Source organism: Pseudomonas sp. SG20052 (assembly GCF_031766055.1).
Lineage (GTDB): Bacteria > Pseudomonadota > Gammaproteobacteria > Pseudomonadales > Pseudomonadaceae > Aquipseudomonas > Aquipseudomonas mandelii.
Map to the genome: position 1 here is coordinate 4,162,197 of NZ_CP134498.1, position 23,952 is coordinate 4,186,148.

The 23,952-nt window shown below is 58.4% G+C and carries 16 protein-coding genes and 2 pseudogenes; 15 read left to right on the forward strand and 3 right to left on the reverse strand.

The window, feature by feature from the left end:
* Positions 1–14 precede the first annotated feature (14 nt).
* The 4 genes from RHP74_RS19100 to RHP74_RS19115 all read left to right on the forward strand — a co-directional run bounded on the left by RHP74_RS19100 (position 15) and on the right by RHP74_RS19115 (position 4,800).
* Positions 15–1,364, forward strand: coding sequence for an APC family permease (locus RHP74_RS19100; protein WP_077749072.1), 1,350 nt, complete (start codon positions 15–17; stop codon positions 1,362–1,364).
* 119 nt (positions 1,365–1,483) lie between these two features.
* Positions 1,484–2,500 (forward strand): arginine N-succinyltransferase, encoded by a 1,017-nt coding sequence (locus RHP74_RS19105; protein ID WP_010455565.1) that lies wholly within the window; start codon positions 1,484–1,486, stop codon positions 2,498–2,500.
* Between the two features lie 61 nt (positions 2,501–2,561).
* The gene (gene astA, locus RHP74_RS19110) at positions 2,562–3,596 is read left to right on the forward strand and encodes an arginine N-succinyltransferase (protein WP_311096081.1); all 1,035 of its coding nucleotides are present in this window, start codon (positions 2,562–2,564) and stop codon (positions 3,594–3,596) included.
* Positions 3,597–3,930: 334 nt separating this feature from the next.
* Positions 3,931–4,800 carry an oxaloacetate decarboxylase gene (locus RHP74_RS19115; protein WP_010455567.1) on the forward strand — a complete coding sequence of 290 codons (870 nt, stop codon included), beginning with the start codon at positions 3,931–3,933 and terminating at the stop codon, positions 4,798–4,800.
* A 94-nt stretch (positions 4,801–4,894) separates the two neighbouring features.
* Here RHP74_RS19115 and RHP74_RS19120 read toward each other — a convergent pair whose 3' ends face one another.
* Positions 4,895–6,136 (reverse strand): M20/M25/M40 family metallo-hydrolase, encoded by a 1,242-nt coding sequence (locus RHP74_RS19120; RefSeq protein ID WP_172791276.1) that lies wholly within the window; start codon positions 6,134–6,136, stop codon positions 4,895–4,897.
* Positions 6,137–6,259: 123 nt separating this feature from the next.
* Complete coding sequence (locus RHP74_RS19125) at positions 6,260–7,333, reverse strand: diguanylate cyclase (RefSeq protein WP_221106417.1); 1,074 nt, start codon at positions 7,331–7,333, stop codon at positions 6,260–6,262.
* A 182-nt stretch (positions 7,334–7,515) separates the two neighbouring features.
* Here RHP74_RS19125 and RHP74_RS19130 point away from each other — a divergent pair, with 182 nt between their 5' ends.
* From RHP74_RS19130 to RHP74_RS19145, 4 genes are all read left to right on the forward strand, one after another.
* On the forward strand, positions 7,516–8,970 hold the full coding sequence (locus RHP74_RS19130; RefSeq protein ID WP_311096083.1) for an NAD(P)/FAD-dependent oxidoreductase: 1,455 nt from the start codon (positions 7,516–7,518) through the stop codon (positions 8,968–8,970).
* 22 nt (positions 8,971–8,992) lie between these two features.
* Positions 8,993–9,940: an alpha/beta fold hydrolase gene (locus tag RHP74_RS19135; RefSeq protein WP_010455571.1), complete on the forward strand. Its 948-nt coding sequence runs from the start codon at positions 8,993–8,995 to the stop codon at positions 9,938–9,940.
* Positions 9,941–10,117: 177 nt separating this feature from the next.
* A complete protein-coding gene (locus RHP74_RS19140; protein ID WP_311096085.1) occupies positions 10,118–11,509 on the forward strand; it encodes a VOC family protein in 1,392 nt (463 codons plus the stop codon).
* Between the two features lie 288 nt (positions 11,510–11,797).
* Positions 11,798–13,129 carry an IS110 family transposase gene (locus RHP74_RS19145; protein WP_304875483.1) on the forward strand — a complete coding sequence of 444 codons (1,332 nt, stop codon included), beginning with the start codon at positions 11,798–11,800 and terminating at the stop codon, positions 13,127–13,129.
* Between the two features lie 175 nt (positions 13,130–13,304).
* Here RHP74_RS19145 and RHP74_RS19150 read toward each other — a convergent pair whose 3' ends face one another.
* A complete protein-coding gene (locus RHP74_RS19150; protein ID WP_311096087.1) occupies positions 13,305–13,982 on the reverse strand; it encodes a type 1 glutamine amidotransferase domain-containing protein in 678 nt (225 codons plus the stop codon).
* Positions 13,983–14,398: 416 nt separating this feature from the next.
* Between RHP74_RS19150 and RHP74_RS19155 the strand changes: the two genes are divergently transcribed.
* The 7 genes and pseudogenes from RHP74_RS19155 to RHP74_RS31435 form a co-directional block, all read left to right on the forward strand.
* The gene (locus RHP74_RS19155) at positions 14,399–14,914 is read left to right on the forward strand and encodes an Hcp family type VI secretion system effector (protein WP_033058787.1); all 516 of its coding nucleotides are present in this window, start codon (positions 14,399–14,401) and stop codon (positions 14,912–14,914) included.
* A gap of 131 nt (positions 14,915–15,045) precedes the next feature.
* A complete protein-coding gene (gene tssI / locus RHP74_RS19160; protein WP_311096090.1) occupies positions 15,046–17,088 on the forward strand; it encodes a type VI secretion system tip protein TssI/VgrG in 2,043 nt (680 codons plus the stop codon).
* Entirely contained in the window at positions 17,078–17,818 is a 741-nt protein-coding gene (locus RHP74_RS19165) for a DUF4123 domain-containing protein (protein WP_311096092.1), read from the forward strand. Before tssI ends, RHP74_RS19165 begins: the two co-directional genes overlap by 11 nt.
* On the forward strand, positions 17,815–22,611 hold the full coding sequence (locus RHP74_RS19170; protein ID WP_311096093.1) for an RHS repeat-associated core domain-containing protein: 4,797 nt from the start codon (positions 17,815–17,817) through the stop codon (positions 22,609–22,611). Before RHP74_RS19165 ends, RHP74_RS19170 begins: the two co-directional genes overlap by 4 nt.
* A gap of 12 nt (positions 22,612–22,623) precedes the next feature.
* Positions 22,624–23,058 carry an SMI1/KNR4 family protein gene (locus RHP74_RS19175; protein WP_311096095.1) on the forward strand — a complete coding sequence of 145 codons (435 nt, stop codon included), beginning with the start codon at positions 22,624–22,626 and terminating at the stop codon, positions 23,056–23,058.
* Between the two features lie 66 nt (positions 23,059–23,124).
* A pseudogene (locus tag RHP74_RS19180) lies at positions 23,125–23,575 on the forward strand (hypothetical protein); the annotation flags it as partial.
* A 56-nt stretch (positions 23,576–23,631) separates the two neighbouring features.
* A pseudogene (locus RHP74_RS31435) lies at positions 23,632–23,865 on the forward strand (RHS repeat-associated core domain-containing protein); the annotation flags it as partial.
* Positions 23,866–23,952: the final 87 nt, after the last annotated feature.

A 23,952-nucleotide genomic window follows, 5' to 3' on the forward strand; every position in this document is an offset into this window, starting at 1 on the left:
AGGAGTAGGGCTTCATGGAATTAGAAGAATTCGGCTACAAGCAAGAGTTGCAACGTAGCCTGTCGCTGACTGACCTGGTGGTGTACGGGATGATATTCATGATCCCCATCGCCCCGTTCGGTGTGTACGGTTACGTCAACGCCGAAGCACCCGGCATGGTGCCGCTGGCCTACATCATCGGCATGGTGGCGATGCTGTTCACCGCCCTGAGTTACGGCAGCATGGCGCGGGCCTTTCCGATTGCCGGCTCGGTGTATTCCTACGCGCAACGCGGCCTCAACCCGCACGTCGGGTTTATCGCCGGCTGGCTGATGCTGCTCGATTACCTGCTGATTCCACCGCTGCTCTACGTGTACGCGGCCATGGCGCTGAATCACCTTTACCCTGACATCCCCAAGGTCGGTTTCATTCTGGCGTTTCTGGTCAGCGCGACGTTCGTCAACCTGCGGGGGATTACATTCACTGCCCGCATGAACATTGTCTTTCTGCTGGCGCAACTGGTGGTGCTGGGGATCTTCCTGTTCTACGCCTGGAATGCGCTGCACAGCGGCGGCGGTAACGGTCAACTGACCCTGGCGCCGCTGTACAACCCGGACACCTTCAATTTCGCCCTGCTGATGCAAGCCGTGTCGATTGCGGTCCTGTCCTTCCTCGGTTTCGATGCGATCTCCACCCTCGCCGAAGAAATCAAGGGCGACCCTGGCCGCAGCGTCGGCAAGGCAGCGCTGATTACGCTGCTGGTGATGGGCGTGATCTTCGTCGTGCAAACCTGGATTGCCACAGACCTGGCGGCCGGCATGGGCTTCACCTCCGCCGACACCGCGTTCTATGAAATCGCCGAAATCGCTGCCGGCAGCTGGCTGGCAACCCTGACTGGCGTGGCCACCGCCCTGGCCTGGGGCGTGGCGGTTGCCATCACCTCGCAAGCGGCGGTATCGCGTCTGCTGTTCGGCATGGCCCGGGACGGCAAGCTGCCGAAAGTGCTGGCCAAGGTTCACCCGAAACACAACACCCCCTACCTGAGCATTTACCTCGTAGCGGTACTGTCGCTGGTGATCTGCTACCTGTTCATCAACTCGGTGGACACCCTCACTTCGCTGGTGAACTTCGGCGCGCTGAGCGGTTTCATGTTGCTGCACCTGACCGTGATCAATTACTACTGGCGTCGGCAGAAGTCCGGCCAGGTGATCCGCCACCTGGTCTGCCCGGTGGTTGGCTTCATCATCGTCGCGGCCATCATGTACAACATGGGGGTCGATGCACAAAAACTCGGACTGATCTGGATTGCCCTGGGCCTGGTGTATCTGTTTTTCCTCAACAAACTGGGCGCCAGCACAGCGTTGCCCGACCCGAGCAACGGCTGACAAGAAAAAGAGCGGCGTCTGACAAGAAATCAGGCGACCGCCGATTTAATGCGTGGAAACCGACAGTGATAGTCAGGTTCGGCACACAGCGCCGAACCCTTTGATACAGGAGTACATCCATGCTGGTCTTACGCCCAGTCGAGTTAGCCGACCTGCCCCAGTTACAGCAACTGGCGCGCGACAGCCTGGTCGGTGTCACGTCCTTGCCGGACGACACTGAACGCCTGCGCCTACGAATTCTCGACTCCTGCGCCTCGTTCGACAAAGACGTGGAAGGTCATGGCCCGGAGAACTATTTCTTCGTGCTTGAGGATCTCGCGGCCCGGCGTCTGGTGGGGTGCTCGGAGATCCTTGCCACCGCCGGTTTCAACGAACCGTTCTACAGTTTGCGCAACCGTCACTTCACCAGCGCCTCCCGGGAGCTGAACATCGAGCACGGCGTACCGGCGTTGTCGTTGTGTCAGGACCTCAGCGGCCACACCTTGCTACGGGGCTTTCACATCGAAACAGCGCTGGTGCGCACAGCGTTTTCGGAGTTGCTGTCCCGGGCGCGCCTGTTGTTCATTGCCGCCCATTCGCAGCGTTTTGCGCAAGCGGTGATCACCGAGATCGTCGGCTTCAGCACCGAGGAGGCGCAATCACCGTTCTGGGATGCGCTGGGCAAGCATTTCTTCGACCTGCCCTACGCCGAAGCCGAGCGGCTCTGCGGTCTGGAGAGCCGGACCTTCCTCGCCGAACTGATGCCGCAATACCCGATCTACGTGCCGATGCTGCCCCAGGCTGCGCAGGATTGCATCGGCCGGATCCACCCCGATGGCCAGGAGGCCTTCGATATTCTTGAGCGTGAGGGATTTGAAACCAACAGCTACATCGACCTGTTTGACGGTGGGCCGACGCTGTACGCGCGCACCTCGAACATTCTCTCCATCGCCCAAAGCCAGACCGGCACGACGCAACGGGCTTCGCTGATCGATGCGTGCGGCCGTTACCTGGTGAGCAATGACGCGCTGAAGGACTATCGCGCGATCGTCGCCGAGTTGAATGTCCAGGCCGGGCAACCGGTGGGGTTGAGCGCCGAGATGTGTGCTGCCCTGAACGTCACCGATGGCAGCCCGATCCGGCTGATTGCCCTGTGAGCAGCACCCGGCCCCATGCCCAACGACAGCGCCCGAACTGGCGCGAAGAAGGAGCTGCATCATGATTGTCCGCCCGGTTCGCATCACCGACCTGCCCGCCTTGATGGATCTGGTGCAACAGGCCGGCCCCGGGTTTACCACCCTGCCCACCAACGAAGAACGCCTGGTGCACCGGGTGCGCTGGGCCCAGCGCACCTTCGCCGAGCAGGTCGAGCGTGCAGATGCCGATTACCTGTTCGTGCTGGAAGATGACGATCAGCAAGTGGTCGGCATCAGTGCGCTGGCCGGTGCCGTTGGCCTGCGCGAACCCTGGTACAACTATCGGGTCGGGCTGACCGTCAGTTCGTCGCCGGACCTGGGTATTCAACGGCAGATTCCGACGCTGTTCCTGAATAATGAAATGACCGGGCAATCGGAAATCTGCTCGCTGTTCCTGCGCCCCGATCAACGCCACGGCAGCAACGGTCGGTTGCTGTCCCTGGGGCGCTTGCTGTTCGTGGCCGAGTTCCCGCACCTGTTCGGCGACAAACTCATCGCCGAACTGCGCGGCAGCGCCGACGAACACGGCTGTTCACCGTTCTGGGACAGCCTGGGCCGGCACTTCTTCAAGATGGATTTCAGCCACGCCGATCACTTGTCGGGGCTGGGCAGCAAATCGTTCATCGCCGAACTGATGCCGCGCCAGCCGCTTTACACGTGCCTGCTCACCGAACAGGCCCAGGCCGTCATCGGCCAGGCCCACCCAAACACCGAACCGGCACTGAAGATCCTCAAGGCCGAAGGTTTTGTGCATCAGGGTTACATCGACATCTTCGACGCAGGCCCGGTGATCGAAGCCCCGGTCGCGAAAATCCGCACCGTGCGCGACAGCCAACCGCTGGTTTTGGCTATCGGCACGCCCGACGAGCAGGCCCCGGTGTGGCTGATCCACAATCGCCGCCTGGAAAACTGCCGCATCACCACCGCCCAGGCCAGGCTGGTGGGCAACAGCCTGGTCGTCGACCGACTCACGGCCAAACGCCTGCAACTGCAACCGGGTAACTCGGTGCGGGCCGTGCCGTTACCCAATCGGCAACAGCAGGCGGTGGCAGCGTGATCAGATCCTGAGTCCTCCCCCACCCTTGTGGTGAGTGCGGTTCACCTGTGGCGAGGGAGCTTGCTCCCGTTGGGCTGCGAAGCGGCCCCAAAACTGCCACCCTAATCTATTTTTCCAGACACACCGCCCCCATCGTTTACGACTGCTGTGCAGCCGAACGGGAGCAAGCTCCCTCGCCACAGGTAAACCCGCTCGTCACAGAGGTCCGCGTCTATCTGAGCCCCCCAGCAAAATTCGTCATCATCTTCCCCTCCTTCGCGTGATAGCCTTTTGTTCCTTCGGCGTTGACACCTTTGCTCAAGCCTTTCCATTCCTTTGTATTGGTGGAACTCATATGTCCAGGCTTTCTCATCAAGATTTGCGCCGTAACTTCCGCGAGCTGTTTGCTTCCAACACCTGCTATCACACGGCGTCGGTCTTCGACCCGATGTCGGCCCGCATTGCCGCTGACCTGGGGTTTGAAGTGGGCATCCTCGGCGGTTCTGTTGCCTCGTTGCAGGTGCTGGGCGCTCCCGACTTTGCCTTGATCACTCTCAGCGAGTTCGCCGAACAGGCCACGCGCATCGGTCGAGTGGCCCAATTGCCGGTCATCGCCGACGCCGACCACGGCTATGGCAACGCGCTCAACGTGATGCGCACCATCGTCGAACTGGAACGCGCCGGCATCGCCGCCCTGACCATCGAAGACACCCTGCTGCCGGCGCAATTCGGCCGCAAATCCACCGACCTGATCGGCGTGGCGGAAGGCGTCGGCAAGATTCGCGCGGCACTGGAAGCCCGGGTCGACTCGGAAATGGCGATCATCGCGCGTACCAACGCCGGGATCCTGCCGGTTCAGGAAGTCATCAGCCGCACCTGTCATTACCAGCAGGCCGGTGCGGACGGGATTTGCATGGTGGGCGTGCGGGACTTCGATCACCTCGAACAGATTGCCGAACACCTGAGCGTGCCACTGATGCTGGTCACCTACGGCAACCCGCTGCTGCGCGATGACAAACGCCTGGCCGAACTGGGCGTGCGGGTGACCATTGATGGTCATGGCGCGTACTTCGCGGCGATCAAGGCGACGTATGACAGCCTGCGCGAGCAACGGCAGATCTTTACCCAGGCGTCGGATTTGAGCGCTACCGAGCTGACTCATACGTATACGCAGCCTGAGGAATATATCCGTTGGGCGGAAGAGTTCATGAGTGTGAAGGAATAGCGCTGCAGCTTGTTGCGCTGTAGGACATCGATTTTACTAACACTAAAAATCCCTGTGGCGATCCGACAAGCCCCCTCGCCACAGGGAACAATTTTCAGCGCTTCGCCAACTCCATGATCATCCGCGACAGCAGATAAATCCGCGGCGCTACGCTCTCTACCTCCGCGTATTCTTCAGGCGTATGAATATTGCCGCCGACAATCCCGAACCCATCCAGTGTCGGCGTACCCACCCCGGCCGAGAGGCTGGCGTCTGCCGCCCCGCCGCTGCCTTCTTCCGTCAACTTGCGCCCGATCTCGCCGTAAATCCCCTGAGCCATGGCCATCAGCCGATCCGATTCCGCCGTTTGCGGCATCGGTGGCAAACCGCGTTGTAGCGTGGTGGTGACTTCGGTATCAGGAATCAGCTTGTCCTTGGACACCCGCGCCAGGTCCTTCTCGATCCGGTCGAACTCTTCGGGTACCGCCGCCCGCACGTCGGCCTTGGCCGTGGCCTGGTCCGGAATCACGTTGGTGCGGTCGCCCGACTTGATCACGGTGAAGTTGATGGTGGTTTTCTTCTCGGCGTCGCCCAGTTTGCCGAGTTGCAGAATCTGGTGCGCCGCCTCCATCGCCGCGTTACGCCCCAGCTCCGGCGCAACACCGGCATGTGCGGCTTTGCCTTTGACTTCCACCACCGCCGTCGCGCTGCCTTTGCGCCACACCACCAGGCCATCCGCCGGGCGGCCCGGTTCGAGGTTGAGGGTCACGTCGTGGGCCTTGGCGGTTTTCTTGATCAGGTCGGTGGCGATGTCCGAGCCGGTTTCTTCGCTGGCATCGAGCAGGAAGGTAATTTGAGCGTAGTCCTTGAAATCGAGGTTTTTCAGGACTTTCAGTGCGTAGATCCCGGCGACGATGCCGCCCTTGTCGTCCATCACGCCCGGCCCGTAGGCGCGGCCGTCCTTGATATGAAAAGGGCGCTCGGCGGCCGAGCCTTCCTTGAACACGGTGTCCATGTGCGCCATCAGCAGGATTTTCGCCTTGCCGGTGCCTTTGAGGGTCGCGATCACGTGGCTGCTTTTGTCCGGTGTGTTGGGTACCAGTTCGATGGTGGCGCCGAGTTTTTTCAACTCGTCGATGGCGATGTCGCGCACTTGCGTCAGGCCGGGTTCATAGCCGGAACCGGAGTCGATGTTTACCAGACGCTCCAACAGTTTCAGGGCTTCACCCTTGTACTGTTCGGCGTCGGCGAGGACTTGTTTGTGGGGTTCGGCGAAGGCTGCAGGGGCGAATGCGCCGAGGGCGAGGGTCAGGCCAAGGCTGGTGGCCAGCAGGGAACGAGGGAGATTGAGCGTCATGAATCGATCCTTGTTTCGTGTCGGGGGTCAAAAACACCCTACCTGACTACGGCGCAAGGCTCTAGACCGAATGCGACGCACACGAACCTGAGGCCGATCCCGCAGGGGGATGTGTGCAGGCCCTCAGACCGGGTCGAGCAGCTCGTGATGGGGTTTGCCGTCTATGCGGTAGATCACGCGGTTGCGGCCGGTGGTCTTGGCTTGGTAGAGCGCCTGGTCGGCATCATTGAGCCACAAGGTGGCGTCGGTGTGTGACGGGTCGAATGCCGCCAGGCCAATGCTCAAGCTGACTTTCAGCGCCGGGTTCTGCTCGTAGCCCAGGGTCGCGAAGCGATCACGCAAGGCGTCCATGGCAGCCGCTGCGCTGTCGAGGGGCAAATCCGGGAGGAGCACGCAGAATTCGTCGCCACCATAGCGCCCTGCCACATCGGTCGCCCGCAGGTTCTGCTTGAGCATTTTGCTCAGTTGCCGCAGCACGATGTCCCCGGCGACATGGCCATAGGTGTCATTGATGGTCTTGAAATGGTCGATGTCGATCAACGCAATCGCCCCACCCTGCTGCTGGCGTTGGCAACGCTGGAATTCAACTTCCAGCTGGTCTTTCCAGGCGCCATGGTTCAGCAGGCCAGTGAGGCTGTCGGTACGGCTCAGGGCCAGCAATTCCCGTTTTTGGCGGCCCAGGGTGGTGGCCTGTTGAAAACAGATCCAGCCCAGCGCCAGCGGATACAGGCTCAGCAAGGGCAGACAGGCGTAGAGCTGCAACGGGCTGGTTTGCGCAACGAAGGCCGGTGTGAACACCAGCAGGCCGACACCCACCCCGAGAATCTGCGCAACCGTGCCCACCAGCAGGAACCGCAAACCGCCGATCGCCACGTTGTTCATGGCCATCATGGACAGCGTCGCCGCGCTCGGCAGTGGATTGAACTGCATGGCGGCGACCCAGAATCCACCGAGAAAGGCGTCGACGAGAATGTTGCGATGTTCGGCGTGAAACGGCACCTTCGCCCGACGCGCCCATTGATAGGCAACATGCGGCCAGAGCACGCCATTGACCACCATCAGCCCCCAGACCCATGACGCCGGGTTGAGTGGATACATCGCCGCGCCTACGCACAGCAGGCCCAAGGCCAGGCCCAGGGTTCGCGATGTATAGAGCCTTCTGGCCAGTGAAAGCCCTTTTCCTCCCGTTTTTCCCATAAGGGCCTCTGCGTCACACAACGGAACCCGACAAAACACGGGGTGCGGGTGTGGTGGGAGTCTATCAGGGCAACGTTAAATAGCCATCACCGGCGGGCAGCCTGAATCCTGCGCAGTCTTTGTGGGCCATGTTTGGGCTATACATGAAGGAAGAGTTGGATAAACAACGATAAAGGAGACCCATGCAGACTTTTCAGGTGTTGATCATCGGCAGCGGTTTTGGCGGTCAGTGCGCGGCGATCAATCTGCTCAAGGCAGGCATCGACGATTTTCGCCTGCTGGAACGACGGGACTTTTTTGGCGGCACCTGGTGCCAGAACACCTACCCCGGCGCGGCCGTCGATGTGCCCTCGCCCCTCTATTCGCTGTCCTTCGCCCCTTACCGCTGGACGCAAATGTTCGCCGGTCAGGCTGAACTGCATCACTACACCCAGTACGTGGTGGAGCACTTCGGCCTGCGGGACAAGGTCGAACTGCAAGCCAATGTCGAGCGCATCGAATGGGACGCCGACGGCCAGCGCTGGGCGGTGCACACCGGCGCCAAAGGCACGTTTTACGCGCAGTTCCTGATCAACGCGACGGGGCCGCTGAGTCAACCGGTGGTGCCTCATTTCGAAGGCCAGGAACGCTTCCAGGGCAAGACGTTTCACACCAACAACTGGGATCACACCTTCGATTACCGGCACAAACGTGTCGCCATCGTCGGCAGCGGCGCCAGTGCGGCCCAGGTCATTCCGACCATTGCTCCAGACGTCGAGCACCTGCATGTGTTCCAGCGTACGCCGCACTGGGTGTTGCCCCGCGCCGACCGTGCCTTCGGGCCTTTCCAGCGTTGGCTGCTGGGCCTCAAACCGGCGTACAAACTGCTGCGTTGGATGCTCTACTGGCAGTTCGAAACCCGGGTGATTGCCTTCAAATACTCGAAACCGGCGATCCGCATGGTCCAGCAACACGCCCTGCGCTTCCTCAAGCGCCAGGTGCCTGACCCCGAATTGCGCCGCAAACTGACACCGGACTTCACCATCGGCTGCAAGCGCGTGATCGTCTCTAGCACCCTCTACCCGGCACTCGGGCGCAGCAACGTGACGCTGCACAGCCGCGAACAAGGCATCGCGTCCATCGACGAAACTGGCATCGTCACTCAGGACGGTCAGCACATCGACCTGGACCTGATCGTCTGGTCCACCGGGTACGACGCCACCGACGGGGTGATTTCCTACCCGGTCACCGGTAAAAACGGTACCCGGCTCAAAGACGTCTGGGCCCAGTACCCGCGGGCTTATCTGGGCACCAGCCTGCCGGACTTTCCCAACTTGTTTATCGTCACCGGGCCCAATACCGGCATCGGCCACACCTCGGCGCTGTTCATCATCGAGTCACAGATGAATTACATCCTCGATTGCATCCGCACGCTGAAAGAAAAGGGTTTGCGCAGCATCGAAGTACGCCCCGAGGCAGAACGTACCTACACTGAGATGATCCACCGTGAAATGGAGCGTACCGTCTGGAAGTCCGGGGGCTGCCACAGTTGGTATCAAAGCAAGAGCGGTCATGTGATCGCCATGTTCCCGGGGTTCAGTTTCAGCTATCACCGGTTGACCCGGACGCTGAAACCCGCCGATCACATTTTGTCCTGATCACGTAAAAGGAAGATGCCTGATGCTTGTGTTGGTTGTCCTTATCGCGGTTTTTGTGGCCTGGAGCTGGCTGAGTTACCCGGCCATCGGCTATTGGCTCTATGACCTGAATATGGCCCTGGAAGCCAAGCTGTATCGGCTGCACAAAATCGTCGTACCCATCACGGAAATGACCGTCTCGACCTGGCAAGGCGGGCCCTATGAAGCGTCCAGCAGTGTGCTGATGCTGCACGGCTACAGCGCCGACAAGAACATCTGGCTGCGCTTCGCCCGGCATTTTGTCGGCAACTATCGGGTGATCATCCCGGACATCGCCGGTCACGGCGAAACCGGCTTCAAGGCCGGTGGCGGCTATGACATCCCGCTGCAGGCCAAGCGGATGATCCAGCTGCTGGACGTTTGCGGGGTCGAGAAAGTCCATGTGATCGGCAATTCGATGGGCGGCTACATCGCCGCGTGGCTGGCGGCGACGTACCCGGACCGGATTGCCTCCGTCGCCCTGATCGACCCGGCTGGCGTCACCGCCCCCGAGGCCAGCGACCTGGAGCGACATCTGGCCAAGGGGCACAACCCGTTTCTGATCAACTCGCGGGAAGAATTCCAGCGCTTCTACGCGATGACCATGGCCGAGCCACCGTGGGTGCCGGGCGTGGTGCTGGACGCCATCGCCCAGCGTTATGAACAGAGTCGTGATGAGCTGGAAGAAATCTTCAACGACTTCCGCGCCAGCCCGCCGATGGAGCCCAAACTCCCAGACATCAAGTGCCCGGCGCTGCTGCTGTGGGGGCGCAAGGACCGTCTGATCGATGTCAGCAGCGTGGCGGTCTGGAGTAAAGGCATTGCTGATTTGCGCGTGGACATCTGGGACCACATTGGCCATATGCCGATGGTCGAACAACCGGCCAATACGGCGCGGTTGTATCGGGAGTTCCTCGGATCGCTGCGTTCGGAGAGCCGTTCGCACCTGTAATCCCCAATCAATCCTGCAGGACCGCCGCCCGCTCGCTCCTACAGGGTTTGTGGGCAACCAATAGTGCGAAGCAGTCCTTGGCAGAATGAAGTCCGTAAGATTCTTCGTTTGTCGGCGTTGCAGAAGGCTGCGATCTTTTCCCCCATCCTTCACGTCACCGCGCCAGGAATTTTTTTCATGAGCCACCCAAGCTTCGTCAGCCCTGACCTGATCCGCCAACGTTTCTCCAAAGCGATGTCCGACATGTACCGCGAAGAAGTGCCGCTGTACGGCGCGCTGATGAAGCTCGTGGAGCAGACCAACCGTCACGTGCTCGACAGCGATCCGCAGGTGGCCCGCCAGTTGAACAGCACCGGCGAAATCGAGCGGCTGGACCTGGAGCGTCACGGCGCAATCCGCGTCGGTACCGCTGGCGAACTGGCCACCCTCGCCCGATTGTTCGCGGTCATGGGCATGCAACCCGTGGGCTATTACGACCTGACCCCGGCCGGCGTGCCGGTGCACTCCACCGCGTTCCGCGCCGTGCATGAAACCGCCCTGCAAGTCAGCCCGTTCCGGGTGTTCACCTCACTGCTGCGCCTGGAACTGATCGAAGACCTGGAGCTGCGAGCCTTCGCTCAATCGGTGCTGGATAAACGCCAGATCTTCACCCCGACAGCCCTTGCCCTGATCGACCGCGCCGAAACCGCAGGCGGTCTGAACGAACAAGAGGCGCAGGACTTCGTCGAACAGGCGCTTGAAACCTTCCGCTGGCACCACAGCGCAACCGTCACCGCCGAGCAGTACCAGAAACTCAGCGCACAGCATCGCCTGATTGCCGATGTAGTCGCGTTCAAAGGCCCGCACATCAATCACCTGACGCCGCGCACCTTGGACATCGACATCGTCCAGGCGCAAATGCCCGCCCACGGCATCACGCCCAAAGCCGTGATCGAAGGCCCGCCCCGCCGTCAGTGCCCGATCCTGCTGCGCCAGACCAGTTTCAAGGCGCTCGACGAACCGATTGCCTTCACCGATCAAGCCGGGACACGCGGCAGCCACAGCGCACGCTTCGGTGAAATCGAACAGCGTGGCGCGGCGCTCACCCCAAAAGGCCGGGCACTTTACGACCGCCTGCTCAACGCAGCCCGTGATGAGTTGCAGGACTTCCCCAACGAGGCCAATGCCGCACGCTACAACGCGCTGATGATGCAGCACTTTGCAGAATTCCCTGACACGTATGAAGGCATGCGCCAACAGGAACTGGCGTACTTTCGTTATTTCGTCACGGAAAAAGGCCTGGAGGCGGATGAGCTGAAATCGTTGTCGCTAGACGATTTGCTCAGCGGCGGGTACTTGCGGGTCGAACCGTTGGTGTATGAAGATTTTCTGCCGGTCAGTGCGGCGGGGATTTTCCAGTCGAACCTGGGGGATGCGGCGCAGGTGAATTATGGCGTGCATTCGAACCAGCAGGCCTTTGAACAGGCCCTGGGGCGGCCGACCATTGATGAATTGGGCTTGTATGCCGAGACGCAGCGGCGTTCGATCGAACAATGTTTTGAGACTTCGAGATTGTCGCGTCTGATTTGACTCAACGAACTGCCAGCCGATTGCAATGTGTGGCGAGGGAGGCCCCGCGCCGTCTTCGACGCCGCGCTGTCGCGCAGCAAACAGGTTCATCGTAAAGTTTGAAGAACGCGCGCGGGGCAAAGGCCGTAACCAGCACTGGTGTGACAGCACCCGAGAGGGAGAGTGGCCTGCACGGTATCGGCGTGGAGTCGCTGACGGCATGGCGTAAGCCATGACCTCGTATAAGAGAGTGAATCCGTTCGCCACCGTGTACCCCGCGCGCGTTGTTCAATCCTGCGAGGAATTGTCATGGCGCGCAAGAACCAAAAGCGTTTTGAGATTATCCATCATCACTGTGCCGGCATTGATGTCGGCCTTCGCGAACACTGGGTCGCCGTGGATTCAGGGCGATGTGATTCACCTGTTCGTCAATTCTCCACCTTCACCGACGACTTGATTGCTTTGGCCGACTGGCTCCAGTCACTGAACATCAACGTGGTGGCCATGGAGGCGACGGGGGTCTACTGGATCCCCCTTTTCGAAGTGCTGGATGCACGCGGATTCGAGGTTTACCTCGTCAACTCGCGCGCCACCCGGCAGACCTCAGGTCGCAAGTCCGATGTGCTCGACTGCCAGTGGATTTGGCAGCTCATGACCCATGGTCTGCTCAGCGGTGCGTTTCGCCCTTCGGATGAAATCTGCTCAATGCGCTCTCTGGTCCGTCAGCGAGCCAATAAAGTCTGCGATCAAGCCAAGTCCATCAATCGCATGCAAAAAGCCTTGAGCCAGATGAACATCCAGCTGGCCCAAGTCATCAGCGATATCACCGGGGTGACGGGCCTGAAGATTTTGCGGGCTATTGTCGGCGGCGAGCGTAACCCTGAACAACTCGCAACGATGAAAGACGGGCGCATCAAGGCAGATCAGGCGACCATTGCCCGCAGTTTGCATGGCAACTGGCGAGCCGAGCACTTGCATGCTCTGAGTCAGGAATTGGCCTGCCATGACTTTCTGGAAACCCAGATCGCCGAGTGTGACCGGGCCATCGCCCAGGCACTTGAGCGACTACCTGTTCTTGAGCATGAACCAGTGGCACCCGGCAAGCCGCTGCGCAGCCCGCACCGCTCGACCGACCAACAGCAAGCGTTGCACCGGGCATTGAACAAGGTAATGGGTGTGGACCTGACGGCTATTCCCACCATCGGGATTGATACGGCGCTGGTATTAGCCAGTGAATTGGGGCCGGATTTGTCACGTTTTCCCACCTCTCAGCACTTTTGTTCCTGGCTGGGCGTGGCACCGCCTACGCGGATATCAGGAGGTAAACCGCTTCCAGGGAAAGCACCGAAAATCATTAATCGAGCAGCTCAAGCGCTTAAGCAAGCGGCTTCCAATGGGCGACAGGACAAGAGTTTCATCGGCGCCAGCCACCGCGCCCGCCTGACGCGGATGGACACCCGTTGCGCGATCAAAGCCACCGCACACCAATTGGCGCGGCTGATTTACGCCATGCTGACCAAGGGGCAGCCCTATGTTGAGAAGGGAATTGAAGAGTTTGAAGAAAAAAGCCGCAGCCGACAGCTGCGCGCTCTGGAGCGAAAAGCGCGCAAGCTAGGCATGCAACTGGTCAAAGCAGCATGATTTTTCAAGAGCAAAAACAATGGGTTATTTTTTGTTTGATAAGAGCTTGCTCCCGCTTGAGTGCGCAGCACTCACAAAATCTCCGTCATACGTAGAATTTTTGGGGCCGCTTCGCAGCCCAGCGCGAGCAAGCTCGCTCGCCACATAGAATCTTCAATCCGCTGAGATTCCGTGTTTAGCGGAGTTTTGCCAACAGCGCCTCAGCGGCAGCCTCGGACGACGCCGGGTTTTGCCCGGTGATCAGCAGGCCATCGGTGAGCACATAACTTGCCCAATCCGCGCCCTTGGAATACTCACCGCCCTTCTCTTTCAGCATGTCCTCCACCAGAAACGGCACGACCTTCGTCAGTTGCACCGCCTCTTCCTCAGTGTTGGTGAACCCCGTCACCCGCTTCCCTTTGACCAACGGCTGGCCATCCGCACCCTTGACGTGACGCAGCACACCCGGCGCATGACAAACGGCCGCGACCGGTTTACCCGCCTTGATGAACGCTTCGATCAGCGCGATCGAGTTCTTGTCTTCGGTCAGGTCCCACAACGGCCCATGACCGCCCGGATAGAAAACCGCATCGTAATCTTGAACCCTCGCGGTGCTCAGCAGCGCGGTAGACGCCAATGCGGACTGGGCTGCGGAGTCTTTGCGAAAGCGATCAGTGGCAGCGGTTTGCGCGTCCGGCTCGTCGCTTTTCGGGTCCAGCGGCGGCTGGCCACCCTTGGGCGAAACCAGGGTCAGTTGAGCGCCGGCATCCTTAAAGGCGAAGTACGGCGCGGCGAATTCTTCCAGCCAGAAGCCGGTTTTCTTACCCGTGTTGCCCAATTGATCGTGGGACGTTAAAACCATCAGGATTTTCATGTCGTTCTCACTCCACTTCCAGGTTGTTTGGACGCTCGACGGCGCTGTTTTTATGGACCGCTCAGCCCATCGATTCGTTGCACTGAGTTCCAGACACCTTCACGTGATGGCGCAAAGCCTTGCTGTGCAAGAAGTTGCGCACTGCTCGGGTCAAACGCGCTTGCAGGATCGCTGATCGCCCGGCCTGCCAGGCTCTCCGGCCAAGTGCGCAAGTTCTTGCGCAGTGCTGCGCAAGAACTTGCGCACATTCATGCGGCGCTCCTTGCAAAAACCTTCCAGGCACTTTAAAAAAAGCCTCAACACCTTGATTTGTATAGCCTTAACCGTTTCTGGCACGGACCTTGATAACAGTCAGGCACCCACCGGGCGATACCGCCTCCCGGGCACTCTCACTATATTCAGCAAGGAGCACATCCATGGCTACTCCAGCGTACATGTCCGTCACTGGCGAAAAACAAGGTCTGATCACCGCCGGCGCATTCACCGCCGACTCGGTTGGCAACACTTATCAAGAAGGTCACGAAGACCAGGTCATGGTTCAGGCTTTCAGCCACGACGTGATCATCCCGCGTGACCCACAGTCCGGCCAGCCAACCGGTCAGCGCGTTCACAAGCCAGTTGTGATCACCAAGGTCTACGACAAGGCTTCGCCACTGCTGCAAGCTGCTCTGACCTCCGGCGAGCGCATGAGCGAAATCGTTATCCAGTGGTACCGCACTTCGGCTCAAGGTACCCAAGAGCACTACTACACCACCAAACTGGAAGACGCGATCATCGTCGCCATCAACAACAAAATGCACAACTGCCAGGATCCGTCGAACTCGCACTTCACTCACCTGGAAGAAGTGCAATTCACCTACCGCAAAATCACCTGGACCCACGAAGTATCCGGTACTTCGGGTTCCGATGACTGGCGTCTGCCGGTCGCCTAAGTCAGGCTGACCGTCACAAGCATCGGCCAGCTCTGCTGGTCGATGTTGTTTCCGCCCTTCCAGAATTTCGCGTCCGTTGACCCGGTTTCCGGGTGTCAGCGCATGCCGCAGCACTGCACGAGGAACAAGGGATGTTCGCGCCGGCCAATCAAACTCACTTTGCCCTGACCATCGAAGGTCTTTCCAGCGACTTCCAGGTCTTTTCCCTGCAAGGTCGGGAAGCCATCAGCCAGCCTTTTGTGTTTGAGGTGGAGCTGGTCAGTGAACAGCCGTCCCTGGACCTCGAGACCCTGCTGCACAAACCGGCCTTTTTGCAGCTCTCGCCTGACGGCAGCGGCATCCATGGCCTGATCTATCGCGCCGCCCAGGGTGATTCCGGCAAACGCCTGACCCGCTACGCGGTGACCCTGCGCCCGCAACTGTCCTACCTTGCGCACCGCATCAACCAACGCATCTTCCAGAACCTCAGCGTGCCGAAAATCATCGGCATGGTCCTTGAAGAGCACGGCATCCAAAGCAATGCCTATGAATTCAAAGTCGGGGCGATCTATCCCGAGCGCATTTATTGCGTTCAGTACGATGAATCGGACCTGCAGTTCATCCAGCGCCTGTGCGAGGAAGAAGGTATCCACTACCACTTCCAGCACAGCGCCACGGCCCACAAACTGGTGTTCGGCGATGACCAGACGGTGTTCCCGAAACTCGCACCCGTGGCCTACCAGCAAGACTCCGGCATGGTCGCCAACAACCCGGTGATCAAGCGCTTCGATCTGCGCCTGGAAACCCGCACCAGCCGCACCACCCGCCGCGACTACGACTTCGAAAAACCGCGCCTGACCCTCGAAAGCGAAAACCGCGGCGACGCCCTGCCCGACCTCGAAGACTACGACTACCCCGGTCGCTTCATCGACCGTGAGCGCGGCAAACACCTGGCCAAGCGCAACCTGGAACGCCACCGCAGCGACTTCCAGCTTGCCGAAGGCAAAAGCGATCAGCCGTTGCTGGTCAGCGGCCATTTCCTGGCCCTGACCCAACACCCTAAGCCTAAATGGAACGACCTGTGGCTGCTGACCGAAGTCCTGCACGAAGGCAAACAGCCTCAAGTGCTGGAAGAGTCGGTGACCAGCGACACCACCCGCCTCAAGGGCGATTTCCACCAGGGTTATCGCAACCGCTTCCAGGCCACCCCGTGGGACGTGCCGAACCGCCCGCCGCTGACGCAGAAGAAGCCACGCATCCTCGGCAGCCAAAGCGCCGTGGTCACCGGGCCCAAGGGTGAAGAGATCCACTGCGACCAGTACGGCCGAGTCAAAGTGCAATTCCACTGGGACCGCGAAGGCCAGGCCGACGACAAGACCAGCTGCTGGCTGCGCGTCTCCTCCGCCTGGGCCGGCGCCCACTACGGCGGCATCGCCATCCCGCGGATCGGCATGGAAGTGCTCGTCACCTTCCTCGAAGGCGACCCCGACCAACCACTGATCAGCGGCTGCCTGTACCACAAGGAAAACGTCGTCCCCTACCCGCTGCCGGCGAACAAAACCCGCAGCACCTTCAAAACCTTGAGTTCCAAGGGTGGTGGCGGCTTCAACGAACTGCGCATCGAAGACAAAAAAGGCCAGGAACAAATCTTCCTCCACGCCCAGCGCGACTGGGACGAAAACGTCGAACACGACCAGAAAATCCGCGTCGGCAACGAACGCCACGACACCGTCGAGCAAAACAGCTACAGCGAATTCAAGGCCGAAGAACACCACACCGTCTACGCCGACCGCAAAGTCGAAGCCCGGGCCAACGACCACCTGACCGTGGGCGTGAACCAGCACATCAAGATCGGCACCGGGCAATTCATCGACGCGGGCCAGGAGATTCACCTGAGCAGCGGCATGAAAGTCGTGCTTGAAGCGGGCAGCGAACTGACCCTCAAGGGCGGCGGCAGCTTCATCAAGATTGATGGCAGCGGCGTCACCCTGAGCGGGCCGGTGATCAACATGAACTCCGGGGGCAGCCCCGGCAACGGGACTGGCGCCGCACCACTGATGCCTGGCGTGCTGAAACAGGCGGATGCCGACAAGGCTGGCGCGGTCCTGACCCCGGCGCAGATCAACACCCTCAAACGCAACGCGCCGTTCTGTGAAGAGTGCGAGAAATGCAAGGCAGGTGCTTGTGCGATCTGATCTTTTGACCCCGCTGGAATGGCTGGCTGAACGGCCGTTGCAGGCTAATGAACGACTTTATTTGATTGTCAGCGCGGCCAGCGATGCCGAGCCACTGAAGGCCTTCTACCAGCAGGAGATGGCGCCGGAGCTGATCCCGATCTGGAGCGGCACGCCGTACGCCGATTGGCAACCAGTGATGCCCTACCTCGCCGAGCTGAAACCCAACGCCGGTTTCCTTCTATGGATTGCTGAAACCGACGCTCAGGATTGGGGCTGGCTGGCGGTGTCCACCAGCACCCCGGACGTGGTGTTCGAACATCTTCGCAGTTTGACTCAAGTGCGGATGCCGGATGGGACCGAGGTGTTCTTTCGGTTTTGGGATGGGCGGCATATTTTCCCGATTCTTGAAGGATTGGGAGCTGGCGCGGGAGAAGTTTTGCCGGTGTTTGACCGCTACCTGATCAATGGCCAGCCACTCGACGTGGGACCGAGGGGAGTGCCACCAGCGAAGGCCTGGCCATGGTGGGAGGTGCCGCAGAAGTTAGTCGACACGCTGGCGAAAAAAGACCACACCACCGTCGTCGACAACCTGATGCAGTGGCTGGGAGAGGACTGCCCGGAACTGTTCTTCGCCTTCCCCGAAAGTAACTTGCGCCATAAGGTCGAGCGCTTCGTGCGCCAACAATCCAATACAGAAGATATGGCAGAGCGTCTTGCTGCTCAGCTGACAAAGGAAGTCACGTCATGAATACCCCGATTGGTACCTTGGTCCTGCGCGTGCTGGACGCCAAAACACCTGACGTGAACCTGATTCTCAAAGACTTCAAGAATTGCCTGAGTGACTACAAAGACTGGGCCGACGGCTTCTGGACCGGTTGGGCGCTGGACGTGGATCAGACTTTCAAGGTCGGTAATGAAGTCAGCATTACCAAGCGCAAGACCAAGACCGGCGCCGTCGAAACCTACGCCACCTGCCCCCTGGCCGGCGATTTCACCGTGATCCACATGTTCGACTCGGCGCGTTTCGTACCGATCGGCAATACGCCGGTACGCTTGGAGCCAGTCACCAAAGGCGTCGTTTACGACGACGTCACCGGTCCGGCGATTGAAACCACCATTGGCCCCAGCGGCATCAAGGTCATCGATGGCTGCAAAAAAGGCCAGATGTATCGCATCACCTTCTTCCCGAACGTGTCCCAGAGCGACGTCAAGGCACTCTACGACTCGTATCAGGGCGTGATCGGCAAACTCAACGGCTGGCTGCAAAGCGAGTGGTCGGGCAAGTTCCAACCGCAGTGGACCAGCTACTCGGCGGCTGACCGCATGGGCCGCTCGGTCATTTTGTTGAAGCGCGCGATGGATGGCCTGGAGCAAGCGTTGCTCCGGCTGTGGGACGACATCAAAAGCCTGTTCGAACTGCTCGCGCACCCGAAGGAAAACCTGGAAAAACTGCGCAAATACCTGTCGGACGTCGAGATCGACAAACTCTATGCCGCGTCCAAGGAATCGATTGCCTCGGGCTTGTTGATCCTCAGCGACGAACCGCTGATGTTCATCTACGTGTCGGCGATTGTGGCCTGGGTCGGTATGCTGCCGCCGCAAGTGGTTGTCGATGTGGTGACCACCATTGCGTCCGAGTTCCTGGTCAACGTGGTGCTGGGTATCTGCCTCACCGGCGGTGCCGGTATCGCAGTGCGCGTGGGGACCAAAGCCCTGTCCACGGTCAAATCCGGTGAGGCCGTCAAATACCTCGAAGAACTGGCCGCGACACTGATGAAGTTGAGTGGCGAGCACAGCTTGCCGGCGCACGCCGAGGTTTCGAAACCGGTGATTGCCAGCGCCAAGAACGTGCCGATGAAACCGACGAAAACAGCGGCGATCAAGATCGACGAGGCGGCGGCCAACGGCTCGAAGAGTCAGGTGCCGAAAACCACGGACACGCCGAAGCAGGAAGTGAAAAATGCTTCTTCGTTTCCGCGAGATAAAAAACAGCAACAGAACAATCTTGAGCCGAAAGAAAAGGTTGACGACGCTTCTAGTCAGTCGAAAACCCCTGACGATAAAAGTGCAACCAGTGCCGAGAAAACCTGCACCAACAACTGCCCGGTATCTATGGTCACTGGCGAAGAGCTGCTAACGCTGACCGATGGCGAACTCGGCGGACTGCTACCTTTCGAGTGGACTCGCCTTTACCGTACCAGCGCCGCGGAAATCGACTGTGGCCTCGGTTACGGTTGGAGCCACGCCTTGGCACAACGCGTGGATGTGAACGGAGAGGAGGTGGTCTGGACCGATCACGAAAATCGTACAACCACCTTTCCGTTACCTAGCCGCAAGCGACCTGCAATCACCAACAGCCTGTCACAAGCAGCCATTTTTGTTGGCGAAGACCCATCTGAGCTAGTTCTCGCACAGGCAGGTGATCGCGCACAGTTCTATCACTTCCGCTACAACAGCAAGGGTTCTACGCTGATCGCAATCAGCGACAAATACGACAACCGCCTACACATCACCCGTGATATTCACGGGCGAATCAAACGGGTCGATAACGGTGCCGGTCGGGCCCTTCTCGTACGATATGACCGCAAACACATCGTTGCTATCGACTATCAGCAGTTCAGCCCGGCAGACAACCTGGAGGATGCTTGGAACACCATCCAGACGATGGTTAGTTACAGCTATGACTCACAACACCGGTTGATTGAGGCAAAGAACGCGGCAGGTGAAGCAGAGCGCTACGACTACGACGATCAGAACGTGATTCTGGAACGGCAACTGACTGGTGGCGCCAGTTTCTACTGGGAGTGGGAAAAAGAAGGCAAGTCGGCTCGTTGTATCCATCACTGGGCGAGTTTTTCGCAGATGGACACGCATTACGCGTGGGACGACAAAGGCTCCGTCGTCGTTACCAATATCGACGGCAGTGAAGAAATTTACACCCACGACGATCAAGCCCGTTTGATTCGAAAATTGGATCCGGACGGTGCGGAGCATCTCAAAGGCTACGACGACAAAGGCCGTTTAGTTACAGAACAAGATCCGCTCGGAGCGGTTACTGAGTACCGTTATAACGAGGCCGGCCGGCTGGTCGCAGTCATTCCCCCAGAAGACGAGCCCACCACTTACTCCTATTACAACGGTCACGTCCGTCTGATGCAGCGTGGTCAAGCGACTTGGACATATTGGCGTAACGATCAGGGTGATATCACCGAACAAATTGATCCGGATGGCCACTCGACCTACTACATCTACGACCAGCAAGGTCGTTTGCTGGAGATCCGCCAACCCGACGGCAGCCGTCATCAACTGGGCTGGAACAACCTCGGGCAATTGCTTGAAGAGCACCTGCCTGACGGTGGTCAGCGCAAGTACCGCTACGATGCGCTGGGCCGTCAAATCACCCGTCAGGACGAAAGTGGTGCCATCACCCAGTACCAGTGGGACGCAGCCAATCGCATCGCACAGATCATCCTGCCCGGCGGCGCCATCCGCGCGTTCACCTACAACGCCTACGGTAAAGTCACCGCCGAGCGCGATGGGCTAGGCCGTATTACCCGCTACGAATACGCCGACAACCTCCACCTAGTCAGTCGTCGCATTAATCCTGACGGCAGCCAACTGCGCTATCGCTATGACAACTCGCGCTTGTTGCTCAGCGAAATCGAAAACGAACGTGGTGAGCGGTATCACCTCGACTACTTCCCTAATGGATTAGTACAACAAGAAATTGGCTTCGACGGACGTCTCACCGCCTATGAATATGACCTCAATGGTCAGTTGTTAAAGAAAACCGAATTCGGCGATGATGGCAGCGAACTAGTCACTGAGTTCCAACGTGATACTGCTGGTCGTTTACTAGTAAAAACATTGGCCGATGGTCAGAAGATCCATTATAGCCACGACTCGTTGGGGCGGCTGGTTAACATTGATGACGGCAATTGGCCGATCGCTTATGAGTACGACCTTCAGGATCGCCTGATTACGGAACATCAGGGCTGGGCCACTTTGCGTTACGAGTACGACGCCGTCGGCCAACTAAAACATTGTCGCCTCCCTGACGGCAGCAAACTCGACTACCGCCATAAACTTGGGGGTAGCCTCAGCAGCATAGATCTAAACGGCTCACGACTGACTACCCACCAATTTAGTGGGGGGCACGAACAACAACGCCAACAGGGACTGTTGCTAAGCGAATATCAATACGATGAACAAGGCCGACTGCAGGCTCACGCAGTCAGTCAGCAAGAGCGAAATTTGTTCCGGCGCAGCTACGCTTACGACGCCAACGGCAATCTCGCCGGCATCGACGACAGTCGTAAAGGCAATCGCAGCTATCACTACGATCCACTTGATCGCCTGATCAACGTCCGTGGCGCAATCCCGGAAAGCTTTGCCCACGACCCAGCCGGTAACCTTCTCGGCCAGGGCGACCAACCTGCCGCCAACCTGGCCAACGTCAAAGGTAACCGCCTGCTAATGCAGGGCGACCGGCACTACGATTACGACGCTTTTGGCAACTTGGTCCGTGAACGTCGTGGCGCCGGTCAGAAACTGGTTACCGAATACCGTTACGACTGCCAGCACCGATTAATCGGCGTTAGCTTGCCAGGCGGCAGTAACGCAACCTACAGGTATGATGCTTTCGGTCGCCGCGTTGCCAAGACCGTCGACGGATTAACGACTGAGTTCCTCTGGCAGGGCAATCAACTGATTGCCGAAAGCGGCGACAATCGTTATCGCAGTTACATCTACGAGCCGGGTAGCTTCCGGCCACTGGCAATGCTGGACGGCGAAGGCCCACTGAAAGCAACGCCGTTCTACTACCAACTCGACCACCTTGGTACCCCACAGGAACTCACCGACTACAGCGGCGAGATCATGTGGTCGGCGAAATACCGCGCCTATGGCAATCTCGCCGCCCTCGATATCGCGGAAATCGACAACCCATTGCGCTTCCAAGGGCAGTACTTCGACGCAGAGACGGGCTTACATTACAACCGGCATCGCTACTACAATCCGAGTAGCGGGCGGTATCTGACACCGGATCCGATCAAGCTGGCGGGTGGGCTGAACAACTACCAGTACGTGCCAAACCCTACCGGATGGGTGGATCCGTTAGGATTGCAAACGCTAAAAGACTGCCCGCCGCCTAAAACGGAAGAGTTGGCAATCCACCAGCAAGCTCAGTCCAAGGGATTTGAGAACGTAAAAGTAACGCCAAATGGCGGCCCTACATTCCGGGATTCTGAATACCTGTATCCCGTTGAACCTGGCCAAAAAAACATTGTGAAAGTCCCGATGACTGGTAGCAGAAGGAACGATTTTAAGTTAGCCAATGAGGAAGCGGGTTTGAAGGATCACATACCTACAGGTATGGACTCTCCACCCGACTATACTTGGCACCATTTGGATGATTATGATCCTGTAACGAATACATCAACATTAGAACTTGTGCAACGGAAAGCTCATAAAGCTACTATTCCTCACAAGGGCTCCGTAAGCCAATATGAAGCGCATCACGACGTAGAATATAAACGCTAGGAGAATTTACAAATGAATTTACAAGACCAAAAGCTACCAGTAACAGACGCAGACATAAAAAACGCAGAGCAACAGCTAAATATAAAATTCCCAAAAGAATTCAAAGAGTTCTACAAAATAAACAACGGAGGCCACTCGGAAGTGAATTTGTTTGAGCTTAATGGTAACGGCTATAAGATAAACGAATTCCTACCTTTGAAATATGGGGGCGACACTATCGAGTCAACCTACAAAGAGACATTCGTTGATAACTCATTAATGCCGAAAAACCTTGTTCCTTTCGCTGCTGATGCGGGTGGGGACTATTTTTGTTTTTCTATCAAAGAAAATGAATATGGCAATATTTACTTCTATGAATCCGAATACTACGACAAACCTGTCAGATCACATGTTTTTTTAGCTAACTCGTTCTCGGAGTTCCTAGAAAAGCTTGTAGTTGATATTTAATTTAGAAAAATAGGGGACAGATTTACTTTCCACGCAATCACGAAAATAAATCTGTCCCCTTTTGGTTCGCTGATTGCCATCAGTGACGATTATGGCAATCGCCTGCACATTACTCGTGACATCCACGGTCGAATCAAACGTGTCGATAACGGTGCCGGTCGCGCCCTCCTCGTGCGTTACGATCGAAAGCACATCGTCGCCATCGACTATCAGCAGTTCAGCCCGGCTGACAATCTGGAAGACGCCTGGAGCACCATCCAAACCTTAGTCACCTACAGCTACGATGCCCACCAGCGTCTGATCGAAGCCAAAAACGCCGCCGGTGAAGCCGAGCGTTAAGGTTACCAACGCTGATGGCAGCGAAGAGGTCTACACCCACGACGATAAGGCTCGACTGGTCGCCAAAGTCGATCCGGACGGTGCGGAACACCTCAAGGCCTACGACGACAAGGGTCGCCTGATCGCCGAAAAAGACCCACTCGGTGCAGTCACCGAATACCAGTACAACGACGCCGGCAGCAAAAAGGGGACAGATTTATTTTCACTAGAGAAAATAAATCTGTCCCTTTTTTCGAAATTGATAACCCGCTGCGCTTCCAGGGCCAGTACTTCGATGCTGAGACGGGCTTACATTACAACCGGCATCGCTACTACAATCCTGGCACTGGACGGTATCTGACGCCGGATCCGATCAAGCTTGCAGGCGGGTTGAACAACTACCAGTACGTGCCTAACCCTACGGGGTGGGTGGATCCATTGGGGTTGGATAACTGTCCGGGAGCGGATGGGTGTAAGCCTCCATCAAGACTTGAGTCTCCTGAAACTGACGCTAAGGTAAATGAAGGTGCACCGGATGCCCCGGGGCCTGAAAGCGGTAAGAATCCAAAGTTCTTT

Coding starts and splice junctions, on each gene's coding strand:
- RHP74_RS19120 (WP_172791276.1), bottom strand. CDS start 6,136: ATGACGCTCAATCTCCCTCGTTCCCTGCTGGCCACCAGCCTTGGCCTG.
- RHP74_RS19125 (WP_221106417.1), bottom strand. CDS start 7,333: ATGGGAAAAACGGGAGGAAAAGGGCTTTCACTGGCCAGAAGGCTCTAT.
- RHP74_RS19100 (WP_077749072.1), top strand. CDS start 15: ATGGAATTAGAAGAATTCGGCTACAAGCAAGAGTTGCAACGTAGCCTG.
- RHP74_RS19140 (WP_311096085.1), top strand. CDS start 10,118: ATGAGCCACCCAAGCTTCGTCAGCCCTGACCTGATCCGCCAACGTTTC.
- tssI (WP_311096090.1), top strand. CDS start 15,046: ATGTTCGCGCCGGCCAATCAAACTCACTTTGCCCTGACCATCGAAGGT.
- astA (WP_311096081.1), top strand. CDS start 2,562: ATGATTGTCCGCCCGGTTCGCATCACCGACCTGCCCGCCTTGATGGAT.
- RHP74_RS19170 (WP_311096093.1), top strand. CDS start 17,815: ATGAATACCCCGATTGGTACCTTGGTCCTGCGCGTGCTGGACGCCAAA.
- RHP74_RS19145 (WP_304875483.1), top strand. CDS start 11,798: ATGGCGCGCAAGAACCAAAAGCGTTTTGAGATTATCCATCATCACTGT.
- RHP74_RS19150 (WP_311096087.1), bottom strand. CDS start 13,982: ATGAAAATCCTGATGGTTTTAACGTCCCACGATCAATTGGGCAACACG.
- RHP74_RS19130 (WP_311096083.1), top strand. CDS start 7,516: ATGCAGACTTTTCAGGTGTTGATCATCGGCAGCGGTTTTGGCGGTCAG.
- RHP74_RS19155 (WP_033058787.1), top strand. CDS start 14,399: ATGGCTACTCCAGCGTACATGTCCGTCACTGGCGAAAAACAAGGTCTG.
- RHP74_RS19115 (WP_010455567.1), top strand. CDS start 3,931: ATGTCCAGGCTTTCTCATCAAGATTTGCGCCGTAACTTCCGCGAGCTG.
- RHP74_RS19105 (WP_010455565.1), top strand. CDS start 1,484: ATGCTGGTCTTACGCCCAGTCGAGTTAGCCGACCTGCCCCAGTTACAG.
- RHP74_RS19175 (WP_311096095.1), top strand. CDS start 22,624: ATGAATTTACAAGACCAAAAGCTACCAGTAACAGACGCAGACATAAAA.
- RHP74_RS19135 (WP_010455571.1), top strand. CDS start 8,993: ATGCTTGTGTTGGTTGTCCTTATCGCGGTTTTTGTGGCCTGGAGCTGG.